The organism is Inquilinus sp. CA228 (assembly GCF_052078665.1).
In the GTDB taxonomy this organism is placed as follows: Bacteria; Pseudomonadota; Alphaproteobacteria; order DSM-16000; family Inquilinaceae; genus Inquilinus.
Genome location: NZ_JBQJIK010000117.1, coordinates 1 through 17,344, shown reverse-complemented (window position 1 = coordinate 17,344; position 17,344 = coordinate 1). Strand labels below are relative to the sequence as shown.

19 protein-coding genes are annotated in these 17,344 nt (G+C 69.3%); 13 read left to right on the top strand and 6 right to left on the bottom strand.

Annotated features, from left to right (window positions below):
• Positions 1 to 202: 202 nt before the first annotated feature.
• Entirely contained in the window at positions 203 to 763 is a 561-nt protein-coding gene (locus ACTOWL_RS35480) for a helix-turn-helix domain-containing protein (RefSeq protein WP_441326019.1), read from the bottom strand.
• Positions 764 to 880: 117 nt separating this feature from the next.
• Between ACTOWL_RS35480 and ACTOWL_RS35475 the strand changes: the two genes are divergently transcribed.
• The 3 genes from ACTOWL_RS35475 (at position 881) to gatB (ending at position 4,129) form a co-directional block, all read left to right on the top strand.
• A complete protein-coding gene (locus ACTOWL_RS35475; protein WP_441326018.1) occupies positions 881 to 2,056 on the top strand; it encodes an NAD(P)/FAD-dependent oxidoreductase in 1,176 nt (391 codons plus the stop codon).
• Positions 2,057 to 2,106: 50 nt separating this feature from the next.
• Positions 2,107 to 2,592 carry a RidA family protein gene (locus ACTOWL_RS35470; RefSeq protein ID WP_441326017.1) on the top strand — a complete coding sequence of 162 codons (486 nt, stop codon included), beginning with the start codon at positions 2,107 to 2,109 and terminating at the stop codon, positions 2,590 to 2,592.
• A gap of 85 nt (positions 2,593 to 2,677) precedes the next feature.
• Entirely contained in the window at positions 2,678 to 4,129 is a 1,452-nt protein-coding gene (gatB, locus tag ACTOWL_RS35465) for an Asp-tRNA(Asn)/Glu-tRNA(Gln) amidotransferase subunit GatB (RefSeq protein ID WP_441326016.1), read from the top strand.
• A 46-nt stretch (positions 4,130 to 4,175) separates the two neighbouring features.
• On the opposite strand, the gene ACTOWL_RS35460 is transcribed toward gatB, so the two are convergent.
• Complete coding sequence (locus ACTOWL_RS35460) at positions 4,176 to 4,715, bottom strand: DUF1097 domain-containing protein (protein WP_441326015.1); 540 nt, start codon at positions 4,713 to 4,715, stop codon at positions 4,176 to 4,178.
• 239 nt (positions 4,716 to 4,954) lie between these two features.
• Between ACTOWL_RS35460 and ACTOWL_RS35455 the strand changes: the two genes are divergently transcribed.
• The 4 genes from ACTOWL_RS35455 (at position 4,955) to ACTOWL_RS35440 (ending at position 9,462) form a co-directional block, all read left to right on the top strand.
• The gene (locus tag ACTOWL_RS35455) at positions 4,955 to 6,205 is read left to right on the top strand and encodes an MgtC/SapB family protein (RefSeq protein WP_441326014.1); all 1,251 of its coding nucleotides are present in this window, start codon (positions 4,955 to 4,957) and stop codon (positions 6,203 to 6,205) included.
• Between the two features lie 127 nt (positions 6,206 to 6,332).
• The gene (locus tag ACTOWL_RS35450) at positions 6,333 to 7,580 is read left to right on the top strand and encodes a PQQ-dependent sugar dehydrogenase (RefSeq protein WP_441326013.1); all 1,248 of its coding nucleotides are present in this window, start codon (positions 6,333 to 6,335) and stop codon (positions 7,578 to 7,580) included.
• A 25-nt stretch (positions 7,581 to 7,605) separates the two neighbouring features.
• Positions 7,606 to 7,944: a c-type cytochrome gene (locus ACTOWL_RS35445; RefSeq protein ID WP_441326012.1), complete on the top strand. Its 339-nt coding sequence runs from the start codon at positions 7,606 to 7,608 to the stop codon at positions 7,942 to 7,944.
• Between the two features lie 354 nt (positions 7,945 to 8,298).
• A complete protein-coding gene (locus ACTOWL_RS35440) occupies positions 8,299 to 9,462 on the top strand; it encodes a LuxR C-terminal-related transcriptional regulator (RefSeq protein ID WP_441326011.1) in 1,164 nt (387 codons plus the stop codon).
• Between the two features lie 9 nt (positions 9,463 to 9,471).
• Here the strand turns inward: ACTOWL_RS35440 and ACTOWL_RS35435 are convergent, their stop codons facing one another.
• Positions 9,472 to 10,476 carry a CorA family divalent cation transporter gene (locus ACTOWL_RS35435; protein ID WP_441326022.1) on the bottom strand — a complete coding sequence of 335 codons (1,005 nt, stop codon included), beginning with the start codon at positions 10,474 to 10,476 and terminating at the stop codon, positions 9,472 to 9,474.
• Positions 10,477 to 10,493: 17 nt separating this feature from the next.
• Positions 10,494 to 12,077, bottom strand: a complete 1,584-nt coding sequence (locus ACTOWL_RS35430) for an inorganic phosphate transporter (protein ID WP_441326010.1) — start codon at positions 12,075 to 12,077, stop codon at positions 10,494 to 10,496.
• 173 nt (positions 12,078 to 12,250) lie between these two features.
• Between ACTOWL_RS35430 and ACTOWL_RS35425 the strand changes: the two genes are divergently transcribed.
• The gene (locus tag ACTOWL_RS35425; RefSeq protein ID WP_441326009.1) at positions 12,251 to 12,637 is read left to right on the top strand and encodes a glycine zipper family protein; all 387 of its coding nucleotides are present in this window, start codon (positions 12,251 to 12,253) and stop codon (positions 12,635 to 12,637) included.
• A 12-nt stretch (positions 12,638 to 12,649) separates the two neighbouring features.
• Here the strand turns inward: ACTOWL_RS35425 and ACTOWL_RS35420 are convergent, their stop codons facing one another.
• Together ACTOWL_RS35420 and ACTOWL_RS35415 are read right to left on the bottom strand one after the other, a co-directional pair.
• Complete coding sequence (locus ACTOWL_RS35420) at positions 12,650 to 13,579, bottom strand: arginase family protein (RefSeq protein ID WP_441326008.1); 930 nt, start codon at positions 13,577 to 13,579, stop codon at positions 12,650 to 12,652.
• A 12-nt stretch (positions 13,580 to 13,591) separates the two neighbouring features.
• A complete protein-coding gene (locus tag ACTOWL_RS35415) occupies positions 13,592 to 13,990 on the bottom strand; it encodes a carboxymuconolactone decarboxylase family protein (RefSeq protein WP_441326007.1) in 399 nt (132 codons plus the stop codon).
• A 340-nt stretch (positions 13,991 to 14,330) separates the two neighbouring features.
• Here ACTOWL_RS35415 and rpsM point away from each other — a divergent pair, with 340 nt between their 5' ends.
• The 5 genes from rpsM to ACTOWL_RS35390 form a co-directional block, all read left to right on the top strand.
• Entirely contained in the window at positions 14,331 to 14,699 is a 369-nt protein-coding gene (rpsM, locus tag ACTOWL_RS35410; RefSeq protein ID WP_441326021.1) for a 30S ribosomal protein S13, read from the top strand.
• Positions 14,700 to 14,717: 18 nt separating this feature from the next.
• Positions 14,718 to 15,122 carry a 30S ribosomal protein S11 gene (gene rpsK / locus ACTOWL_RS35405; RefSeq protein WP_088152866.1) on the top strand — a complete coding sequence of 135 codons (405 nt, stop codon included), beginning with the start codon at positions 14,718 to 14,720 and terminating at the stop codon, positions 15,120 to 15,122.
• 204 nt (positions 15,123 to 15,326) lie between these two features.
• Positions 15,327 to 16,343, top strand: a complete 1,017-nt coding sequence (locus ACTOWL_RS35400; RefSeq protein WP_441326020.1) for a DNA-directed RNA polymerase subunit alpha — start codon at positions 15,327 to 15,329, stop codon at positions 16,341 to 16,343.
• A gap of 102 nt (positions 16,344 to 16,445) precedes the next feature.
• Positions 16,446 to 16,886 carry a 50S ribosomal protein L17 gene (gene rplQ, locus ACTOWL_RS35395; RefSeq protein ID WP_441326006.1) on the top strand — a complete coding sequence of 147 codons (441 nt, stop codon included), beginning with the start codon at positions 16,446 to 16,448 and terminating at the stop codon, positions 16,884 to 16,886.
• A gap of 146 nt (positions 16,887 to 17,032) precedes the next feature.
• A partial coding sequence (locus tag ACTOWL_RS35390; protein WP_441326005.1) for a LysR family transcriptional regulator occupies positions 17,033 to 17,344 on the top strand: 312 nt, incomplete at its 3' end.

Genomic DNA, 17,344 nt, shown 5'->3' with positions numbered 1-17,344 from the left:
GCGGCCGTCGTGCTCTGGCCTTCGGGACTCTGCATCATCGCCTCCAGGGTTGGTTCAGCAACCTCAACCTCTCACAGGCGCGGTCGCTATCCACTCCCCATAGGGTCTTGACCCGGGCATCCAGGGACTATCGATGCCGCTCTGGGTGGCCCCTGGATTGCCGGGTCAAGCCCGGCAATGACAGTTTAGGAGCAATTGCTCGCTACCCCGCATGGATCCACAGGATCTCCGCCTCAAACGGCCCGTCGGAGAGGACGGCGTGCGGCGTGCGGGCGTCGAAATAGAGGCTGTCGCCGACGGCCAGGCGGAACGGCGCCTCGCCGGCGAAATGCATGGTCACCGCACCGGACAGGACCAGCAGGAACTGCTGCCCCTCATGCTGGTCCAGCGGGCCGTAGTCGAGCAGGGTCCGGGCCTTGACCCGGGCGCGCACCGGGGTGATGCGCTTCTCCGCCAGGTCGGCGCCCAGGATCTCGTGGCTGTAGCTGCGGGTCTCGTGCCGCGGCCCGGCGCCGGCCCGGGTCAGGCTGCGCGCCGCCGCGGCCGGCCGGGCGTCGCCGAACAGCCCGGCCAGGTCGATGCCGAAGCCCTGCGACAGCTTCAGCAGCACCTCGACCGTCGGCGACATCCGGCCGTTCTCGATCTTCGACAGGGTCGACTTGGCCAGGCCGGTGTGCTCGGACGTCGCCTCCAGCGTCCAGCCGCGGGTCCGGCGCAGCGCCTTCAGCCGCGGGCCGAGGCTCTGGGGCGCGTCACTGTCCATGCGCGGCAGCTAAGCATGCGCCGCAGCGCCCCGCATCTGTTTCCGATCGGAAAAATCCCGATTGCAGAGCCGCGGGCGGCGGCGTAGGAGTCGGGAAACTCCGGGCAGGGTGCGGGCATGGCGGACAGCTTCGACGTGGTCATCATCGGCGGCGGCGCCATCGGCAGCGCCATCGCCTGCTTCCTGATGCTGGAGCCGGGCTTCGATGGCACCGTGGCGGTGGTCGAGCGCGATCCGACCTACCGCACCGCCTCCTCGGCGCTCTCCGCCTCCTCGATCCGGCAGCAATTCTCCACCCCCTTCAACGTCGCGGTCTCCCGCTTCGGGCTGGAGGTGCTGAAGCACCCCGAGCGCTGGCTTGAGGTCGAGGGCGAGGTGCCGGAGTTCGGCTTCCACGAGAAGGGCTACCTGTTCCTCGCCACCCCGCCCGGGCTGCCGGTGCTGCGGCAGAACCACGAGATGCAGATGGACGAGGGCGTCGCCGTCGACCTGATGGCGCCCGATCGGCTGGCCGAACGCTTCCCCTGGCTCAACGTCGAGGGGCTGTCGGCCGGCTCGCTCGGCCTCGCCGGCGAGGGCTGGTTCGACGGCTACAGCCTGCTGCAGGCGTTCAAGCGCAAGGCCCGGTCGCTCGGCGCCACCTATATCACCGACACTGTCACCAGCATCGACCGGGACGGCGGCCGGGTCACCGGCGTGACCCTGGCGGGCGGCCGCCGCATCGCCTGCGGCACGCTGGTCAACGCCGCCGGGCCGCAGGCCGGCAAGGTCGCGGCGCTGGCCGGCATCGACCTGCCGGTCGAGGGCCGCAAGCGCTGCGTCTTCGTCTTCGACTGCCGCCAGAGTCTGGCCGGCTGCCCGCTGGTGATCGACCCCTCGGGCGTCTGGTTCCGGCCCGAGGGCAACCTGTTCATCTGCGGCGCCCCGCCCCAGGGCGAGGACCCGGACACCGAGGAGCTGACGGTCGACCACGGCCTGTTCGACGAGATGATGTGGCCGGCTTTGGCCGAGCGGGTGCCGGCCTTCGAGAGCCTGAAGGTGGTCAATGCCTGGGCCGGCCATTACGAGATGAACACGGTCGACCACAACGCCATCATCGGGCCGCATCCCGACCTGCCGAACCTGATCTTCGCCAACGGCTTCTCCGGCCACGGGCTGCAGCAATCGCCGGCCGCCGGCCGCGGCGTGGCCGAGCTGATCGCCCATGGCGGCTTCCGCAGCCTCGACCTGTCGCCCTTCGCCTTCACCCGGATCCTGGAGAACCGGCCGATCGTCGAGCTGAACGTGGTCTGACGGGTGGCCGGCCTGTAGCATCGGCCGGCACGCATACGGAGGAGTCACCGATGGCCGAGATCGAGGCGAGGCTCGCGGCGCTGGGCTTGCAGCTGCCGGCGCCGATCCAGCTGCCGCCCGGCGTGAGCTTGAGCTTCCCCTGGGTGCGGGTGCATGGCGACCGGGCCTATGTCTCGGGCCATGGTGCCCTGGCGCCCGACGGGTCGCTGGCGCCGCTGCTCGGCAAGGTCGGCCAGGAGCTGACGGAGGAGCAGGGGTACCAGGCCGCGCGGCTGACCGGCCTCGCCATCCTGGCCAGCCTGAAGGATGCGCTCGGCGACCTCGACCGCATCACCGCCTGGCTGCGCGCCTTCGGCATGGTCAACGCGGCCCCGGCCTTCAACCGCTATCCGCTCGTGATCAACGGCTTCACCGACCTGATCGTCGAGGTCTTCGGGCCGGAGCGCGGGGCGCATTCCCGCTCCGCCGTCGGCATGGCCGGGCTGCCCTTCGGCCTGGCCGTCGAGATCGAGGCGGAGGTCGCCATCCGCCCCTAGGGTGGCTGTTCAACATAAGGTTGACAGAGGGACCCCTTCCGCGCTCCCTGTCTCGCTTCCGGACGGTATGAGTGCGAGCGGTTCCATGTACACGATCGAGGGCGAGACGGGCACCTGGGAGACGGTGATCGGGCTCGAGGTCCATGCCCAGGTCATCTCCAAGGCCAAGCTGTTCTCCGGCGCCGCGGCCGATTTCGGTGCCGCCCCGAACAGCCAGGTCAGCCTGGTCGACGCCGCCATGCCCGGCATGCTGCCGGTGATCAACGGCTATTGCGTCGAGCAGGCGGTGAAGACCGGCCTCGGCCTCAAGGCGCAGATCAACCGCCGCTCGGTGTTCGACCGCAAGAACTACTTCTACGCCGACCTGCCGCAGGGCTACCAGATCAGCCAGTACAAGGACCCGATCGTCGGCACCGGCGAGATCGTGCTGGACCTGCCGGACGGGTCGGCCCGCACCGTCGGCATCACCCGGCTGCATCTCGAGCAGGATGCCGGCAAGAGCCTGCACGACCAGTCGCCGCGGGAGACCTTCGTCGACTTGAACCGGTCCGGCGTGGCGCTGATGGAGATCGTGTCGGAGCCGGATCTGCGCAGCCCGGACGACGCCTCGGCCTATCTGCGCAAGCTGCGCTCGATCCTGCGCTATCTCGGCACCTGCGACGGCAACATGGAGGAAGGCTCCATGCGCTGCGACGTCAACGTGTCGGTGCGCAAGGTCGGCGACACCGAATTCGGCACGCGCTGCGAGGTCAAGAACGTCAACTCGATCCGCCATGTCATGTCGGCGATCGAGTTCGAGGCCCAGCGCCAAGTCGAGATCATCGAGGGCGGCGGGTCGATCAGCCAGGAGACCCGGCTGTGGGACCCGAACAAGGGCGAGACGCGGTCGCTGCGCACCAAGGAGGATGCGCACGACTACCGCTACTTTCCCGACCCGGACCTGCTGCCGCTGGTGCTGGAGGATGGCTTCGTCGAGCGCATCGCCGCGACCCTGCCGGAGCTGCCGGACGAGAAGAAGGCCCGCTTCATCAGCGAGTATAGCCTGTCGGCCTATGATGCCGGCGTGCTGGTGGCGGAGCAGGCCAAGGCCTTCTTCTACGAGCGCACGGCCAAGGGGCGCGACCCGAAGCTGGCGGCGAACTGGGTGATCAACGAACTGTTCGGCGGCCTGGCCAAGGCGGGCCGCGAGATCGAGGACAGCCCGGTCTCGGCCGAGCAACTGGGCGGCCTGGTCGACCTGATCGCCGACAACACCATCTCCGGCCGCATCGCCAAGGACGTGTTCGCCGAGATGATGGAGACCGGCCAGGACGCCGGCGCCATCGTCGAGGCCAAGGGGCTGAAGCAGGTCACCGACACCGGCGCGATCGAGGCGGTGATCGACCAGGTGATGGCGGCGCAGGCCGACAAGGTGTTCGAGTACCGCTCGGGCAAGGACAAGCTGTTCGGGTTCTTCGTCGGCCAGGTGATGAAGGCCTCGGGCGGCAAGGCCAACCCGGCGATGCTGAACGAGCTGTTGAAGAAGAAGCTGGGCTGATCCGTCCCGCCGGCATCGCCGCGCGCGATGCCGGCGGACCGAACGGCTAGGCCGCGGCGGCGGACTTGGTCAGAGAGCCGGCCAGCTTGGCCGAGGCGTAGCCGAACAGCGCCCCGATCACCATCGAGACGATCAGCAGGATCAGCGGGTTGCCGAGGCTGGCCGTGGTGAGACGCTGCAGCGGTCCGACCCCGGCGGCGTCGGCGCCCTGATGCAGCGAATAGGCCACGGTCGCGGCATAGCCGTAGACATTGGCCGGAACCACCGACAGCAGGTCGACCGAGGCGACGATCACCAGGAAGAAGACGGTGACGCCGACGACGATGGCCGGCCAGGCCGTGCCGAGCGCCGCGACCGGGACGTTGACGATGATCAGGAGCGCGATCCAGGCGACGACGGCGCCATAGGCATTGCCGGCGATCGTCTTGGTCAGCGCCTTGTCGTCGGCGCCCGAGTGGAAGAAGCATCCCCAGGCGATGAATCCGGCCCACACCAAGACGAAACCGCTGAGCGGCCCCAAGGCAAGGAAGGCCCATACCGCCCCGAGCACCGCTATGCTCAAGGACAGAGCAAACAGTTTAGACATGGCGATTCTCCCCCAGCTCAATATTGTTGTTTTCAGGCGGGGACATATTATTGGATGCAAATCATCCGGATTCATACTGTAACAAAGTATGAGTTCTTGGGTCGATTGAGGATTGGGTTCCTGGCCGCGGCTCGGCCGCCGTCCGAATTCTTCCGGCGGTGGCGGCGCGCATCCCTCGGTTCGCGTCCTCCGGCCTTTCGGCTATGGTCGCCGGATCGGCGGTGCAGGGGAGAGTGCGGATGGATGAGACGTCTTCGGCCCTCCGCCTCGGCGCCGCCCTCGCCGTCGGCCTGATCATCGGGCTGGAGCGCGGCTGGACCGACCGGGACCGGCCCGAGGGCGGCCGGGCCGCCGGCCTGCGCACCTTCGCCATCACCGGCTTCGGCGCCGGCGTCGCCGCGGTCATGGCGCCGGATCTCGGGCCCGGCCCGCTGCTGCTGTTCCTGGCGGCGATCGGGGCCTACATGCTGGCGGCCTATTGGCGCGACAGCCACGGCAGCCTCGGCCTGACCACCGAGGTCGCGCTGCTGGTGACCGCCCTGCTCGGCGCCGCCGCCGGGGTCGGGCACGACCTGGCCGGCGTGGGCGGCGCCGTGATCGTGGCCCTGCTGCTGCGCGAGAAGGCCCGGCTGCATGGCTGGCTGGAGCACTTCACCCCGGCCGAGACCGCGGCGGTGCTGCAGTTCCTGCTGATCGCCGTGGTGGTGCCGCCGTTCCTGCCGGACCGGACACTCGACCCCTGGGGGGCGATCAACCCGGCCAAGATCTGGTGGCTGGTGGTGCTGGTCGCCGGCCTGTCCTTCGCCGGCTACGCCGCGGTGCGCATCGCCGGCGCCCGGGTCGGGACGCTGCTGACCGGGCTGCTTGGCGGGTTGGTCTCCTCCACCGCCCTGACCTTGGTCTTCGCCCGGCAGGCGCAGGCCGCGCCGCAGGCGGCGCCGGCGCTGGCCGCCGGCATCGTCGCCGCCTGGGCGGTGATGGTGGTCCGCGTCGGCGTGCTGGTCCTGGTCCTGCACCCGCCGCTGTTCCTGGCCCTGGCGGCGTCGCTCGCCGGCGCCGCGGCCGTGGCGATCGGCTGCGGCCTGTGGCTGTGGCGGGCCGCCTCCGACAAGACCAGCGAGGCGCCGCCGCTCGGCAACCCGCTGGACCTCTGGTCGGCGCTGAAGATCGTGGCGCTGATCGTGGGCGTGCTGCTGCTGTCGAAGATCCTGGACGACACCCTCGGCGTCGCCGGCCTCTACCTGCTGGCCGCCGTCTCCGGCCTGGCCGATGTTGACGCGATCACCCTGTCGGCGGCCCGACTGACCCAGGGCGGGCTCGACATCACGGCCGGCGCCACGGTGGTGCTGATCGCGGCCGGGGTGAACACCCTGGTCAAGGCCGGGCTCGCCGTCGTCCTGGGCGGCCGGGCGATGGCGCTGCGCATCCTGCCGGCGACGGTCGCGATGCTGGCCGCCGGTGCGGTCGGCTTCGCTTTCTTCGCCGTCTGATGTGTCAGGCCTTCTCGGAAAGGGAAAGCCGATCTACCCTGAGACTGCGCAATCGTCGGGCGAATCGTCGGCATAAACAGAAATTCCATTTCGGCAGCATCGCCCGGCACAAGAAGGGGGAGACGCCATGAAAGGGATTCGTGCGGTTCTGCTGGCAAGCGTCGTGGTCGCGGTCTCAGGCAGCGCCTTCGGTCAGGCCAACAACATCAAGAAGCTGCAGGACATGAAGGTCACCGGCGCGCCGCTGCAGCTGGAGACGGTGCCGCAGGGCGGCGACTACGCCGACCAGATCCGGACCAATCTGCAGCAGGTGAAGCTGCCGCCGGGTTTCAGGATCGGGCTCTATGCCGTAGTGCCGGACGCAAGGCACATGGCGGTCGGGCCCAGCACCGGCATGGTGTTCGTCGGCACGCGCAAGACCCAGGTCTGGGCCGTGACCGACCGCAACAAGGACCGGGTGGCGGACGAGGTCAAGGTGTTCGCGCCCTCGGTCGACCTCAAGGTGCCGAACGGGGTCTGCTTCTCCAAGGACGGCTTCCTCCACGTCGTCGAGCACAACCGCCTGCTGGTGTTCCCGGCCGCCGAGTTCTTCTATGAAGGCCCGGACACGGCGATCGGCGTGGTGGCGGAGACGCTGATCCCGGCCGCCGAGGAGTCCTTCAACCACGGCGCCCGGGTCTGCCGTGTCGGGCCGGACAACAAGCTCTACGTCTCGCTCGGCCAGCCCTTCAACGTGCCGCCGCCGGAGAAGGCGACGCTGTACGGCGAGGTCGGCATCGGCGGCATCATCCGGATGGCGCGGGACGGCACCGGGCGCGAGGTGTTCGCGCGCGGCATCCGCAACTCCGTCGGCATCGACTTCAACCCGGCCAATGGCGAGCTGTGGTTCACCGACAACCAGGTCGACGGCATGGGCGACGACATCCCGCCGGGCGAGCTGAACCGCATCACCGCGGCCGGCCAGCATTTCGGCTTCCCTTGGTATGGCGGCGGCACCGTCCGCACCACCGAGTACAAGGACAGCGATCCGCCGGCGGATGCGGTGCCCCCGGTGGTGGAGATGGACGCGCATGCGGCCGATCTCGGCCTGGTGTTCTACAGCGGCAAGACCTTCCCGGAGCCGTATCGCGGCGGCGTCTTCTCGGCCCAGCACGGGTCCTGGAACCGCACCACGCCGGTCGGCGCGCGGATCATGTTCACCCCGGTGAAGCCGGACGGCAGCGCCGGCGAGACCGAGGTGTTCGCCGATGGCTGGCTGGCCGACACCGGCGAGTATTTCGGCCGGCCGGTCGACATCGCCCAGTTGCCGGATGGTTCGCTGCTGGTCTCCGACGACTTCGCCGGCGCGATCTACCGGATCTGGCATGAAGGCTGAGCGGAAACCGACGGGAGGCAGGGTCATGCTCAAGCGGATACAGGCGGGGCTGGCCCTGCTGGCGGTTGCCGGGACGGCGGCGCCCGACCCAGCCTGGGCGGCCGGGGACAGCGCCGCCGGCCGGGCCAAGGCCAGGCAATGCACGGCCTGTCACGGGCTGAACGGCCTGGCCCGGATGCCGAACGTGCCGAACATCGCCGGCGAGAGCCCGATCTATCTGGAGAAGCAGTTGAAGGCGTTCCGCAGCGGCGAGCGCACCGATCCGCAGATGTCGGTCATCTCCAAGCCGCTGAGCGACCAGGACATCGCCGATCTCGCCGCCTGGTACTCGGGCATCAGGTTCTCGGTGACGGTGCCGGAATAGGCGGCGGGGCCCAGATGCGAGACAGGCCACACCGAAGGGGTGTGGCCTGTCCCGAATGCCGTCGGTCTGCACATCGCCCTCGGTTGAACCTCCCCGGACGAGCCGCTCGGCTTTTGATCTTTAACGAAATGCCTCAGATTGAATTAAAATTGTATCAATCTTTGTGGGTGTCTATAATCTTCATACGCTTGAAACACCCGGAGGATGACTGAAAACCCATTCCGGTCCTATCTGCAAATTGAGGGTGGCAACCTGACCCAAATGGACTATCTTTCTCAAGACGCTGGTACAGCCAGCGGGGTGCCGCGACACAAGGCCGATTCTTTCCGTGTCCAGTCGAGGATCGTTCCCGAGATGGCGGATGATCTCCCGGACCTGATCGCGAGAATCTACGACGCGGCGCTCGACCATGGCCTGTGGGATTCGGTTCTCAACGATCTCGCCGCCATGTTCGCCGATGGCCACGCCAGCCTGTACCTGCTGCACGAATCCGACACCGCCGAGACCACATCCTTCGAGGCGCTGGCCGCGACCAGCCAGTGGGATCCGGCCTTCCTCGACAGCTACGGCCAGCATTTCTGGCGGCTGAATCCGTGGAGCGAGCGGGTCCTGAACCGCGCCGTCGGCGACGTCACGGTCAGCGACACGCTGGTGCCGCGCCCCAATCTGGAGCGGACCGAGTTCTTCGCCGACTGGCTGCGGCCGCAGCAGTTGCTGTCCGGCGTCGGCGGCACCTTCCTGCGCCGCGGCGGCGTCTCGGCCCATGTCAGCGTGCTGCATGCCGATCCGATCAAGGAGGAGGAAACCGCGCGGCTGGCGGAGATGATGCGCCGGCTGCTGCCGCATTTCGCCCGCGCCGCCCAGATTCATCAGCGGCTCGGCGACGTGGCCACCCAGCGCGACGCGCTCGAGACCGGACTCGACCGCCTGTCGATCGGCGTGATCCTGACCGACCCGACCGGCCGGGTCTCCTTCTCCAACCGCGCGGCCGAGGCGCTGCTGCGGGCCGGCACCGCGTTGCGGGTCGACCAGCGCGGCCTGCTCTGCGCCTCGCAGCCGAACGAGACCACGAAGCTGCGCCAGCTGATCGCCGCGGCCTCGATCGTCCTCGACGATCCGCGGATGGAGCCGGGCGGCGGGCTGACCCTGTCGGACACGACGGGCGGCGACCAGCTCGCGGTCCTGGTCACGCCGGTCAGCCGCAACCGGCCGCTGCTCAGCCTGACCGCGCCCAAGGCGGCGATCTTCATCGCCATGCCGACGCCGGCGAACCAGCTGTCGCAACCGGAGCTGCGGCGGCTGTACGGCCTGACCGCGACCGAGGCGCGGATCGCCGGCGAGGTGGCGGCGGGCCTGTCGCTGAAGGAGATCGCGACCCGTCTCGACGTCAGCTACGAGACCATCCGCAACCATCTCAAGAAGATCTTCATCAAGACCCGCACCAACCGGCAGTCGGAGCTGGTGCGGCAGCTGCTGCGCAACCTGCCGGCGCTCGGCAGCTGCACCGCGGCGGAATAGGGCTGGCTTTCAGAACATTCGGCGCCAGAACATCAGCACCAGGGTCGCCACGCCGGCGGCCAGGATCAGCAGCATCACCCACAGGAAGGCGGCGGGGGTCTCCAGCCCCGGCAGGCCGGCGACATTCATGCCGAAGATGCCGGTGATCAGCGTCATCGGCAGGAAGACCGCGGTCAGAATGGCCAGGACCAGCAGGCTGCGGTTCATCGCCTCGGCTCGCTGCGCCGCGATCTCTTCCTGCAGCATGCGGGCGCGGTCGATCACCTCGTCCAGGCTGCGGGCGGCGCGGCGGAAACGCTCGGCGGCGGCGCTCAGGGCGGACCGTCCGGCCGGGTCGGCCCAGTCCGGCAGCTCGTTCAGCCCGGCGGCGAAGGCGGCGCCCTCCGGCAGCAGATGCCGCCGCAACGCCGCGGCGCTCCGGCGGATGCGGCCCAGCGCCTGGCGGTCTTCGATCGTCCGGCTGGTCGACCGGTCGTCCAGCACCCGGTCCTCGATGCCGTCGACCTCGTCCATCAGCTTCTCGACAATGGCCTCGGCCTCAGCCGCCAGGTGCTCGGCGATCAGGGCGAGCATGCCGAGCGCGGTGGCGGGCGCCCGCCCGGCGGCGAGGCTGCGGCGGATCTCGTCGACCGCGCGCAGCGGGTGGCGCCGGCCGGTGACCAGTAGATGCGGCCCCAGGCAGAAGCGCAGCCGGCTGATCTGGTCCGGCTCGAAGGCGAAGTCGTGGTGCAGCCCGTTGGCGGCGCCGACCAGACAGCCGTCCAGCCGCTGCAGATGCACCCGGTCCGGTCCGTCGAGCAGCCATTGCGCAACGGCGGGTGGCAGCGCCGCGTGGTGTGCCAGCCAGTGCCGGGCGCGGGTGTCGGTCAGCTTCAGATGCAGCCAGACCCAGCCCTCGCCCGCCTCCGGCAAGGGATCGACCCCGGTCTGGCGGCAGGCGCCGGACTCGGGGTCGAAGCGGTAGGCGGCGGCGACGGCGTCGCCGAAATGGAAGCTGACCGGCGCTGCCCGCACCGCGTCCAAGCCCCGGATCAGAACAGGTGCCGCAGCAGCCAGTAGAGTGCTGCGGCCAGGACGATCGAGACCGGCAGGGTCAGCACCCAGGCCATCAGCAGGTTGCGGATGGTGGCCCATTGCAGGCCGGAGCGGTTCGCCGCCATGGTGCCGGCGACGCCGGAGGACAGCACATGGGTGGTGCTGACCGGCAGGCCGTACATGTCGGCGGCGCCGATCGTCGCCATCGCCACCAGCTCGGCCGAGCCGCCCTGGGCGTAGGTCAGGTGCTCCTTGCCGATCTTCTCGCCGACGGTGACGACGATGCGCTTCCAGCCGACCATGGTGCCGAGGCCCAGCGCGATGGCGACCGCCACCTTGACCCATTCCGGGATGAACTTGGTCGCCTGGTCGAGATAGCCGCGATACTGGGTCAGGATCTTGCCGTCATCGGCGCTGAAGGCGGGCGAGTTGGTCTTCGCCATCTGCTTCAGCGCTTCGGAGCTGAGGTACATGTCGTTGCGGATGTTGCCGGTCTGCTCGGCCGGCACCGAGGCCAGCGAGCTGCGGCCGGCGACGCTGCGGTCGATCTCCTGGGTCAGGGCGACCAGCGCCGGCACCGTCTCCGGCACCAGGGTCCGGTCGCGGACATAGGCGGTCACCGCCGCCCGCGCATCGGCCGGCGCGGCGACGTCGCCGGCGTAGCGGGCGAGCACGCCGGCGGCCTGCTGCGACACCTGCTCGAAGGCAGTGATCTGGGCCTCCGGCATCGCCCGGTTCAGGGCATAGGCGGTGGGCACGGTGCCGATCAGGATCAGCATGATCAGCCCCATGCCCTTCTGCCCGTCATTCGAGCCATGGGCGAAGCTGACGCCGGTGCAGGTCAGCACCAGCAGGCCGCGGATCCACAGCGGCGGCGGCTTGTTGCCCTCCGGCGCGCGATACAGCTCCGGCCGCTTGATCAGCGCCTTGGCGGCCAGCAGCAGCAGCGCCGCGGCGGCGAAGCCGACCAGCGGCGACAGCAGCAGCGACTGGCCGATGCCGAGCGCCTGCGACCAGTCAACGCCGCTGGTACCGGTGCCGGGGATGGCCATCAGCTGGCTCATCACGCCGACGCCGATGATCGAGCCGATCAGCGTGTGCGAGGAGGAGGAGGGCAGGCCGAAATACCAGGTGCCGACATTCCAGATGATCGCGGCGATCAGCAGGGCGAACACCATGGCGAAGCCGGCATTGCTGCCGACCTGCAGGATCAGCTCGACCGGCAGCAGCGAGATGATGCCGAAGGCGACCAGGCCGGTGGAGGTCAGCACGCCCAGGAAGTTGAAGAAGCCCGACCAGATCACGGCCACCGTGGGCGGCAGTGAGTTGGTGTAGATCACCGTCGCCACCGCGTTGGCGGTGTCGTGGAAGCCGTTGACGAACTCGAAGCCAAGCGCGACCAGCAGAGCGATGCCGAGCAGGATGAAGGGCAGCAGGCTCGGCGAGTGCACCTCGCCGAGATCGTTGGCCAGGCTCCAGCCGGCATAGATGACGCCGAAGATGAGCAGGGCGATGACGGCCAGAGGCGTCAGGCGGCTGAGCCCTCCTGTCGATCTGGAGTCGAGCACGGAACTGGTCATGCGGGGCCTCGCCGGCTGCGATGGTGCGATGCGGTGACCCTACAAGCCGGATGTTGCAGTTATGTTATGCTTTGCGGACGGTGCCGGGGCGCGTGGTCCCGGCCCGACAAAGGTCTCATTTTGCTATGATAGTATCGAAGCGCCGTTGCCCGGCCGATCGAGGGGAGAGTGATATGGGCTTGAACAGAGCAGCCGTTTTCGCCGTCGTGGCTCTGGGCCTCGCCGGCTGCGCCGACCAGGTGCGGCCGATCATCGACCCCGCGACCTCGGTCGCCGGCGGGCGCAACTACGAATACGATTTGGGCCAGTGCCAGCAGCTCGCCAAGCAGGTCGATGCCGGCGGCCGCACCGTCGGCGGGGCGCTGGTCGGCGCCGGTGTCGGCGCGGCGGGCGGCGCGATCATCGGCGCCTTCACCGGCAATGCCGGGCGGGGTGCGGCGATCGGCGCCGGGGTCGGCGGCCTCACCGGCGTGGTCGGCGGTGGCGCCTCGGCCGCCAACAGCACCCGCAACGTGGTGCGGAACTGCATGGTCAGACGCGGCTACGCCGTGCTGGATTAAGTCGTTCCGCACCTACGCTGGCTTGTTCGCCGGCGTCCGTGCCGCCAGCAGGCACAGCCAGGTCCAGCCGATGGTGGCGGCCAGCACGGCGGTGACGTCGGACTGGTCGTAGGGCGGGCAGGTCTCGACCACGTCCGCCCCGACCCAGCCGACATCGCCCAGCCGGCGCAGCAGCGCCAGCGCCTGCCACGGGAACAGGCCGCCGGCCTCCGGGCAGGCGACTCCGGGCGCCAGGCCGGGGTCGATGCCGTCGATGTCGAAGGTCAGATAGGCCGGGCGGTCGCCGAGCACGGCGCGGATCCGCTCGACCGTCCGGTCGATGCCGTCCAGATGCACGCTCTCGGCGGACAGGCCGGTGATGCCCTGGTCCCGGGTCCAGGCCGCGGTGGCGCGATCGACCGGGCTGTGCAGCCCGACCTGCACCGTGGCCCGCGGGTCGACCAGGCCGCGCTCGATCGCATGGCGCAGCCAGGAGCCGTGATAGATCGGCGCCGTTGGCGTGCCGGCCCAGGTGTCGACATGGGCGTCGAACTGCATCAGCGCCAGCGGGCCGTGCCTGGCCGCGGTCGCCTCCAGCAGCGGCAAGGTGATGGTGTGGTCGCCGCCGAGGGCGAGGAGGCGGGCGCCGGCGCCGATCTGCTCCGCCGCCGCGGCGCGGATCGCCTCCAGGCTGCCGGCGATGTCGGCGGTGATCGGCGCCGCGTCCCCGGCGTCGTAGAGGTCCAGCCGCTCCTCGGGGCTCAGCCCCAGGTCGGGATGGTCGTCGCCGGTCAGCGTCCGGCTTGCCGCCCGGATGGCGCCGGGGCCGAAGCGCGAGCCGGGCCGGTTGGTGGTGCCGAAATCGAAGGGCAGGCCCAGCACCGCCGCGGCGGGGCGGCCGCCCTCCGGCCGGCGGCGGTGCGGGGCGTTGAGGAAGGTCGCGATGCCGGCGTAAGGGGGCATGGATCTCTCCGTTCAGAGTGGGCGGCGGAACGCCTCGTCGATCGGCACCTGCAGGCCGGTGGCCAGGCGGTTGGTCTCGTTCGCCATGCCGACCACGGCCAGGAGCTCGCCCAGCATCTCGTCGGTCATGCCGGCCTTGCGCGCCGCCACGCTGTGCGAGGCGATGCAGTAGCCGCAGCCATTGGTGGTGCTGACGGCGAGATAGACCATCTCCTTCACCAGCGGGTCGAGCGCGCCGGGCGCCATCACCTCCTTCAGGCTCTCCCAGGTCCGCTTCAGCGTCGGCGGATGCATCGCCAGCGCCTTCCAGAAGTTGTTGACCTTGTCGATCCGGCGGGTGGCCATGATGTCGTCGTAGACGGCCCGCACCTCCGGCGACGCCTCCTCGTATTCGATCAGCCCCGATGCCATGGTGATGCTCCTCGCGATTCCGATGCGGGCAGGGTGGCATGGCCGGCCCCGGCAAATCGTCACAATTGCGCAGGTGACAAGCCGGATCGGTCCCGGCTATGGTTCGCGCGCTGTCGTCCCGACCAGCGGATTCGATCACGCGAATCCCGGCGGTTGACTCTGTGCCGGCGATCACTATACTCCGCGCGCTTCGGAGCCTGAAGGCCCCGAAGCTTAACGCGTTCGCGCGGCCGCTCCGGCCCGCGGGCAGACATGAACCAGCAGACCCGGCGTTGCAGGCCAGGCCCCGGTGGGGCAGGGCAGCGGCGACGCCGAAGGTGGCAACCGCAAGGAGAGCGACGTGGCACGTATTGCCGGCGTCAATATTCCGACCCAGAAGCGCGTCCTGATCGCGCTCACCTACATCCATGGGATCGGCCGTCACGCGTCCCAGAGCATCATCGACAAGATCGGCATCCCGGCCGACCGCCGCGTCAATGAGCTGACCGAAGACGAGATCCTGCGCATCCGCGAGGCGATCGACGCCGACTTCACGGTCGAAGGCGATCTGCGCCGCGAGACGGCGATGAACATCAAGCGGCTGATGGACCTGGGCTGCTACCGTGGCCTGCGCCACCGCAAGGGCCTGCCGGTCCGCGGCCAGCGCACCCACACCAATGCCCGTACCCGCAAGGGCCCGGCGCGGCCCATCGCGGGCAAGAAGAAGTAATCGGAAGGCGAGCGAACCATGGCCAAGCCAGCAGCTGCCGCCGCGAACGCCCGTCTGCGTCGTCGCGAGCGCAAGAACATCACCTCGGGCGTCGCCCACGTGAACTCGTCCTTCAACAACACGGTGATCACCATCACCGACGCGCAGGGCAATGCCATTGCCTGGTCGTCGGCCGGTGGCATGGGCTTCAAGGGCAGCCGCAAGTCGACTCCCTATGCCGCCCAGATGGCCGCCGAGGATGCCGGCCGCAAGGCGCAGGAGCACGGCATGCGCGTGCTCGAGATCAACGTGAAGGGCCCCGGCTCCGGCCGTGAGAGCGCCCTGCGCGCGCTGCAGTCGGTCGGCTTCCAGATCACCTCGATCCGCGACGTCACGCCGATCCCGCACAACGGCGTCCGTCCGCGCAAGAAGCGTCGCGTCTAAGGGCTGTCCGGCCCGCCGGCTGCCGCCCCCGGTTCTCCGGGGCGCGCGGCCGGCGGGCCGGTGTCCTTGCGCGGTTTCAGCCGGCCGATCCGGGATAGGACCACTGGCCACAGGGTCCACGGATGGGATCGGAAGGGGGCTTCGGCCCCCGTCGGCATTTTCGGCCGTATCCGGCCTCTCGTGGCAGAACAGGATGATATGACAGTGCTTCAGCGCAACTGGCAGGAACTGATCAAGCCCAACGCTCTCGACGTCCAGCCGGGCGACGATGCGCAGCGCAAGGCGACCCTGGTCGCCGACCCGCTCGAGCGCGGTTTCGGCCTGACCCTCGGCAACGCCGTCCGCCGCGTGCTCTTGTCCTCGCTGCAGGGCGCCGCGGTGACCGCGATCCACATCGACGGCGTGCTGCACGAATTCTCGTCGATCCCGGGCGTCCGTGAGGACGTCACCGACATCGTCCTCAACGTCAAGGCGCTGTCGCTGCGCATGCACGCCGAGGGCCCGAAGAAGATGCGGCTGAACATCGAGGGCCCGAAGGTGGTCAAGGCCGGCGACATCGTCACTGGGCCGGACATCGAGATCATGGACCCCGAGCTGGTGCTGTGCACCCTGGACGAGGGCGCCAAGCTGGCGATGGAGTTCACGGTCAATTCCGGCAAGGGCTATGTCCCGGCCAGCATGAACCGGCCCGAGGACGCGCCGATCGGCCTGATCCCGGTCGACGCCCTGTACAGCCCGATCCGCAAGGTCTCGTACAAGGTCGAGAACACCCGCGTCGGCCAGGTCACCGACTACGACAAGCTGTCGATGCAGATCGAGACCAACGGCGCGGTGACGCCGGAGGATTCGGTGGCGCTGGCCGCCCGCATCCTGCAGGACCAGCTGCAGCTGTTCATCAACTTCGAGGAGCCGTCGCGCGACCACCGCGAGGAGACCTCGGAGGACATGCCGTTCAACCGCAACCTGCTGCGGAAGGTGGACGAGCTCGAGCTGTCGGTGCGCTCGGCCAACTGCCTGAAGAACGACAACATCGTCTATATCGGCGACCTGGTGCAGAAGACCGAGGCGGAGATGCTCCGCACCCCGAACTTCGGCCGCAAGTCGCTGAACGAGATCAAGGAAGTTCTCTCGACCATGGGCCTCCATCTCGGCATGGAGATCCCGAACTGGCCGCCGGAGAACATCGAGGATCTCGCCAAGAAGCTCGAAGAGCCGTTCTGATCGGCTGATCTGGATTGTACCCCGCCGTTCTGTCCCGGAAGGGCAGGCGGCGGGTTCCGCCATCGGACCCCCGCGGGGGCCGCGCCTTGAGGAGAGACCACCATGCGTCACGGCGTTTCCGGACGTAAGTTCAGCCGCACCAGCAGCCACCGCAAGGCGATGTTCGCCAACATGGCGGCGGCCCTGATCACCCATGAGCAGATCAAGACCACCCTGCCGAAGGCGAAGGATCTGCGCCCGATCGTCGAGAAGCTGATCACGCTCGGCAAGAAGGGCGGCCTCGCCAATCGCCGCCTGGCCTATGCCCAGCTGCGCGACGATGACGTGGTGACCAAGCTGTTCTCGGTGATCGCCGAGCGCTACAAGACCCGCAGCGGCGGCTATTCCCGCGTGCTCAAGGCCGGCTTCCGCTACGGCGACGCCGCCCCGATGGCCGTGATCGAGCTGGTCGAGCGCGACCGCGACGCCAAGGGCGCCGCCGACAAGGTGCGCGACGCCGAGCTGAAGGCTGCGGTGGCCGACGCCGAGGGCGCCGAGGGCTGATCGGCCCCACGACGACGAAACGATCGAGGCCCGGCGCAAGCCGGGCCTTTTTCGTTGGGGCGGACGCGGCAGAGCCGGCGGCGTGGCGCCGGCCATACTTCAAACCTAAGATCGACGCGACCTGATACCCGTCGAGTATCGCCCTGATGATCGAGCTCCGCCTCCTGCGCCAGTTCGTCGCCGTGGCCGAGGAGCGGCATGTCCGCCGCGCGGCGGAGCGCCTGGGCATGGCGCAGCCGCCGCTGAGCACGGCGATGCGGCGGCTGGAGGATGTGGTCGGCGTGGCGCTGTTCGACCGCAGCCGCCGCCGGGTGGCGCTGACGCCGGCCGGCACGGCGCTGCTGGAGGAGGCGCGGCGCACCCTGGCCCAGGCCGAGCACGCGGTGGCGGTGGCGCGCCAGGCGGGGCAGGGGCTGACCGGGCTGTTGCGCGTCACCTTCGTCGGCAGCGCCTTCAGC

Bases quoted from the DNA above. Each gene is read 5' to 3' on its own strand.
- ACTOWL_RS35480 (WP_441326019.1), bottom strand. From the start codon at position 763: ATGGACAGTGACGCGCCCCAGAGCCTCGGCCCGCGGCTGAAGGCGCTG.
- ACTOWL_RS35475 (WP_441326018.1), top strand. From the start codon at position 881: ATGGCGGACAGCTTCGACGTGGTCATCATCGGCGGCGGCGCCATCGGC.
- ACTOWL_RS35470 (WP_441326017.1), top strand. From the start codon at position 2,107: ATGGCCGAGATCGAGGCGAGGCTCGCGGCGCTGGGCTTGCAGCTGCCG.
- gatB (WP_441326016.1), top strand. From the start codon at position 2,678: ATGTACACGATCGAGGGCGAGACGGGCACCTGGGAGACGGTGATCGGG.
- ACTOWL_RS35460 (WP_441326015.1), bottom strand. From the start codon at position 4,715: ATGTCTAAACTGTTTGCTCTGTCCTTGAGCATAGCGGTGCTCGGGGCG.
- ACTOWL_RS35455 (WP_441326014.1), top strand. From the start codon at position 4,955: ATGGATGAGACGTCTTCGGCCCTCCGCCTCGGCGCCGCCCTCGCCGTC.
- ACTOWL_RS35450 (WP_441326013.1), top strand. From the start codon at position 6,333: ATGAAAGGGATTCGTGCGGTTCTGCTGGCAAGCGTCGTGGTCGCGGTC.
- ACTOWL_RS35445 (WP_441326012.1), top strand. From the start codon at position 7,606: ATGCTCAAGCGGATACAGGCGGGGCTGGCCCTGCTGGCGGTTGCCGGG.
- ACTOWL_RS35440 (WP_441326011.1), top strand. From the start codon at position 8,299: ATGGCGGATGATCTCCCGGACCTGATCGCGAGAATCTACGACGCGGCG.
- ACTOWL_RS35430 (WP_441326010.1), bottom strand. From the start codon at position 12,077: ATGACCAGTTCCGTGCTCGACTCCAGATCGACAGGAGGGCTCAGCCGC.
- ACTOWL_RS35425 (WP_441326009.1), top strand. From the start codon at position 12,251: ATGGGCTTGAACAGAGCAGCCGTTTTCGCCGTCGTGGCTCTGGGCCTC.
- ACTOWL_RS35420 (WP_441326008.1), bottom strand. From the start codon at position 13,579: ATGCCCCCTTACGCCGGCATCGCGACCTTCCTCAACGCCCCGCACCGC.
- ACTOWL_RS35415 (WP_441326007.1), bottom strand. From the start codon at position 13,990: ATGGCATCGGGGCTGATCGAATACGAGGAGGCGTCGCCGGAGGTGCGG.
- rpsK (WP_088152866.1), top strand. From the start codon at position 14,718: ATGGCCAAGCCAGCAGCTGCCGCCGCGAACGCCCGTCTGCGTCGTCGC.
- rplQ (WP_441326006.1), top strand. From the start codon at position 16,446: ATGCGTCACGGCGTTTCCGGACGTAAGTTCAGCCGCACCAGCAGCCAC.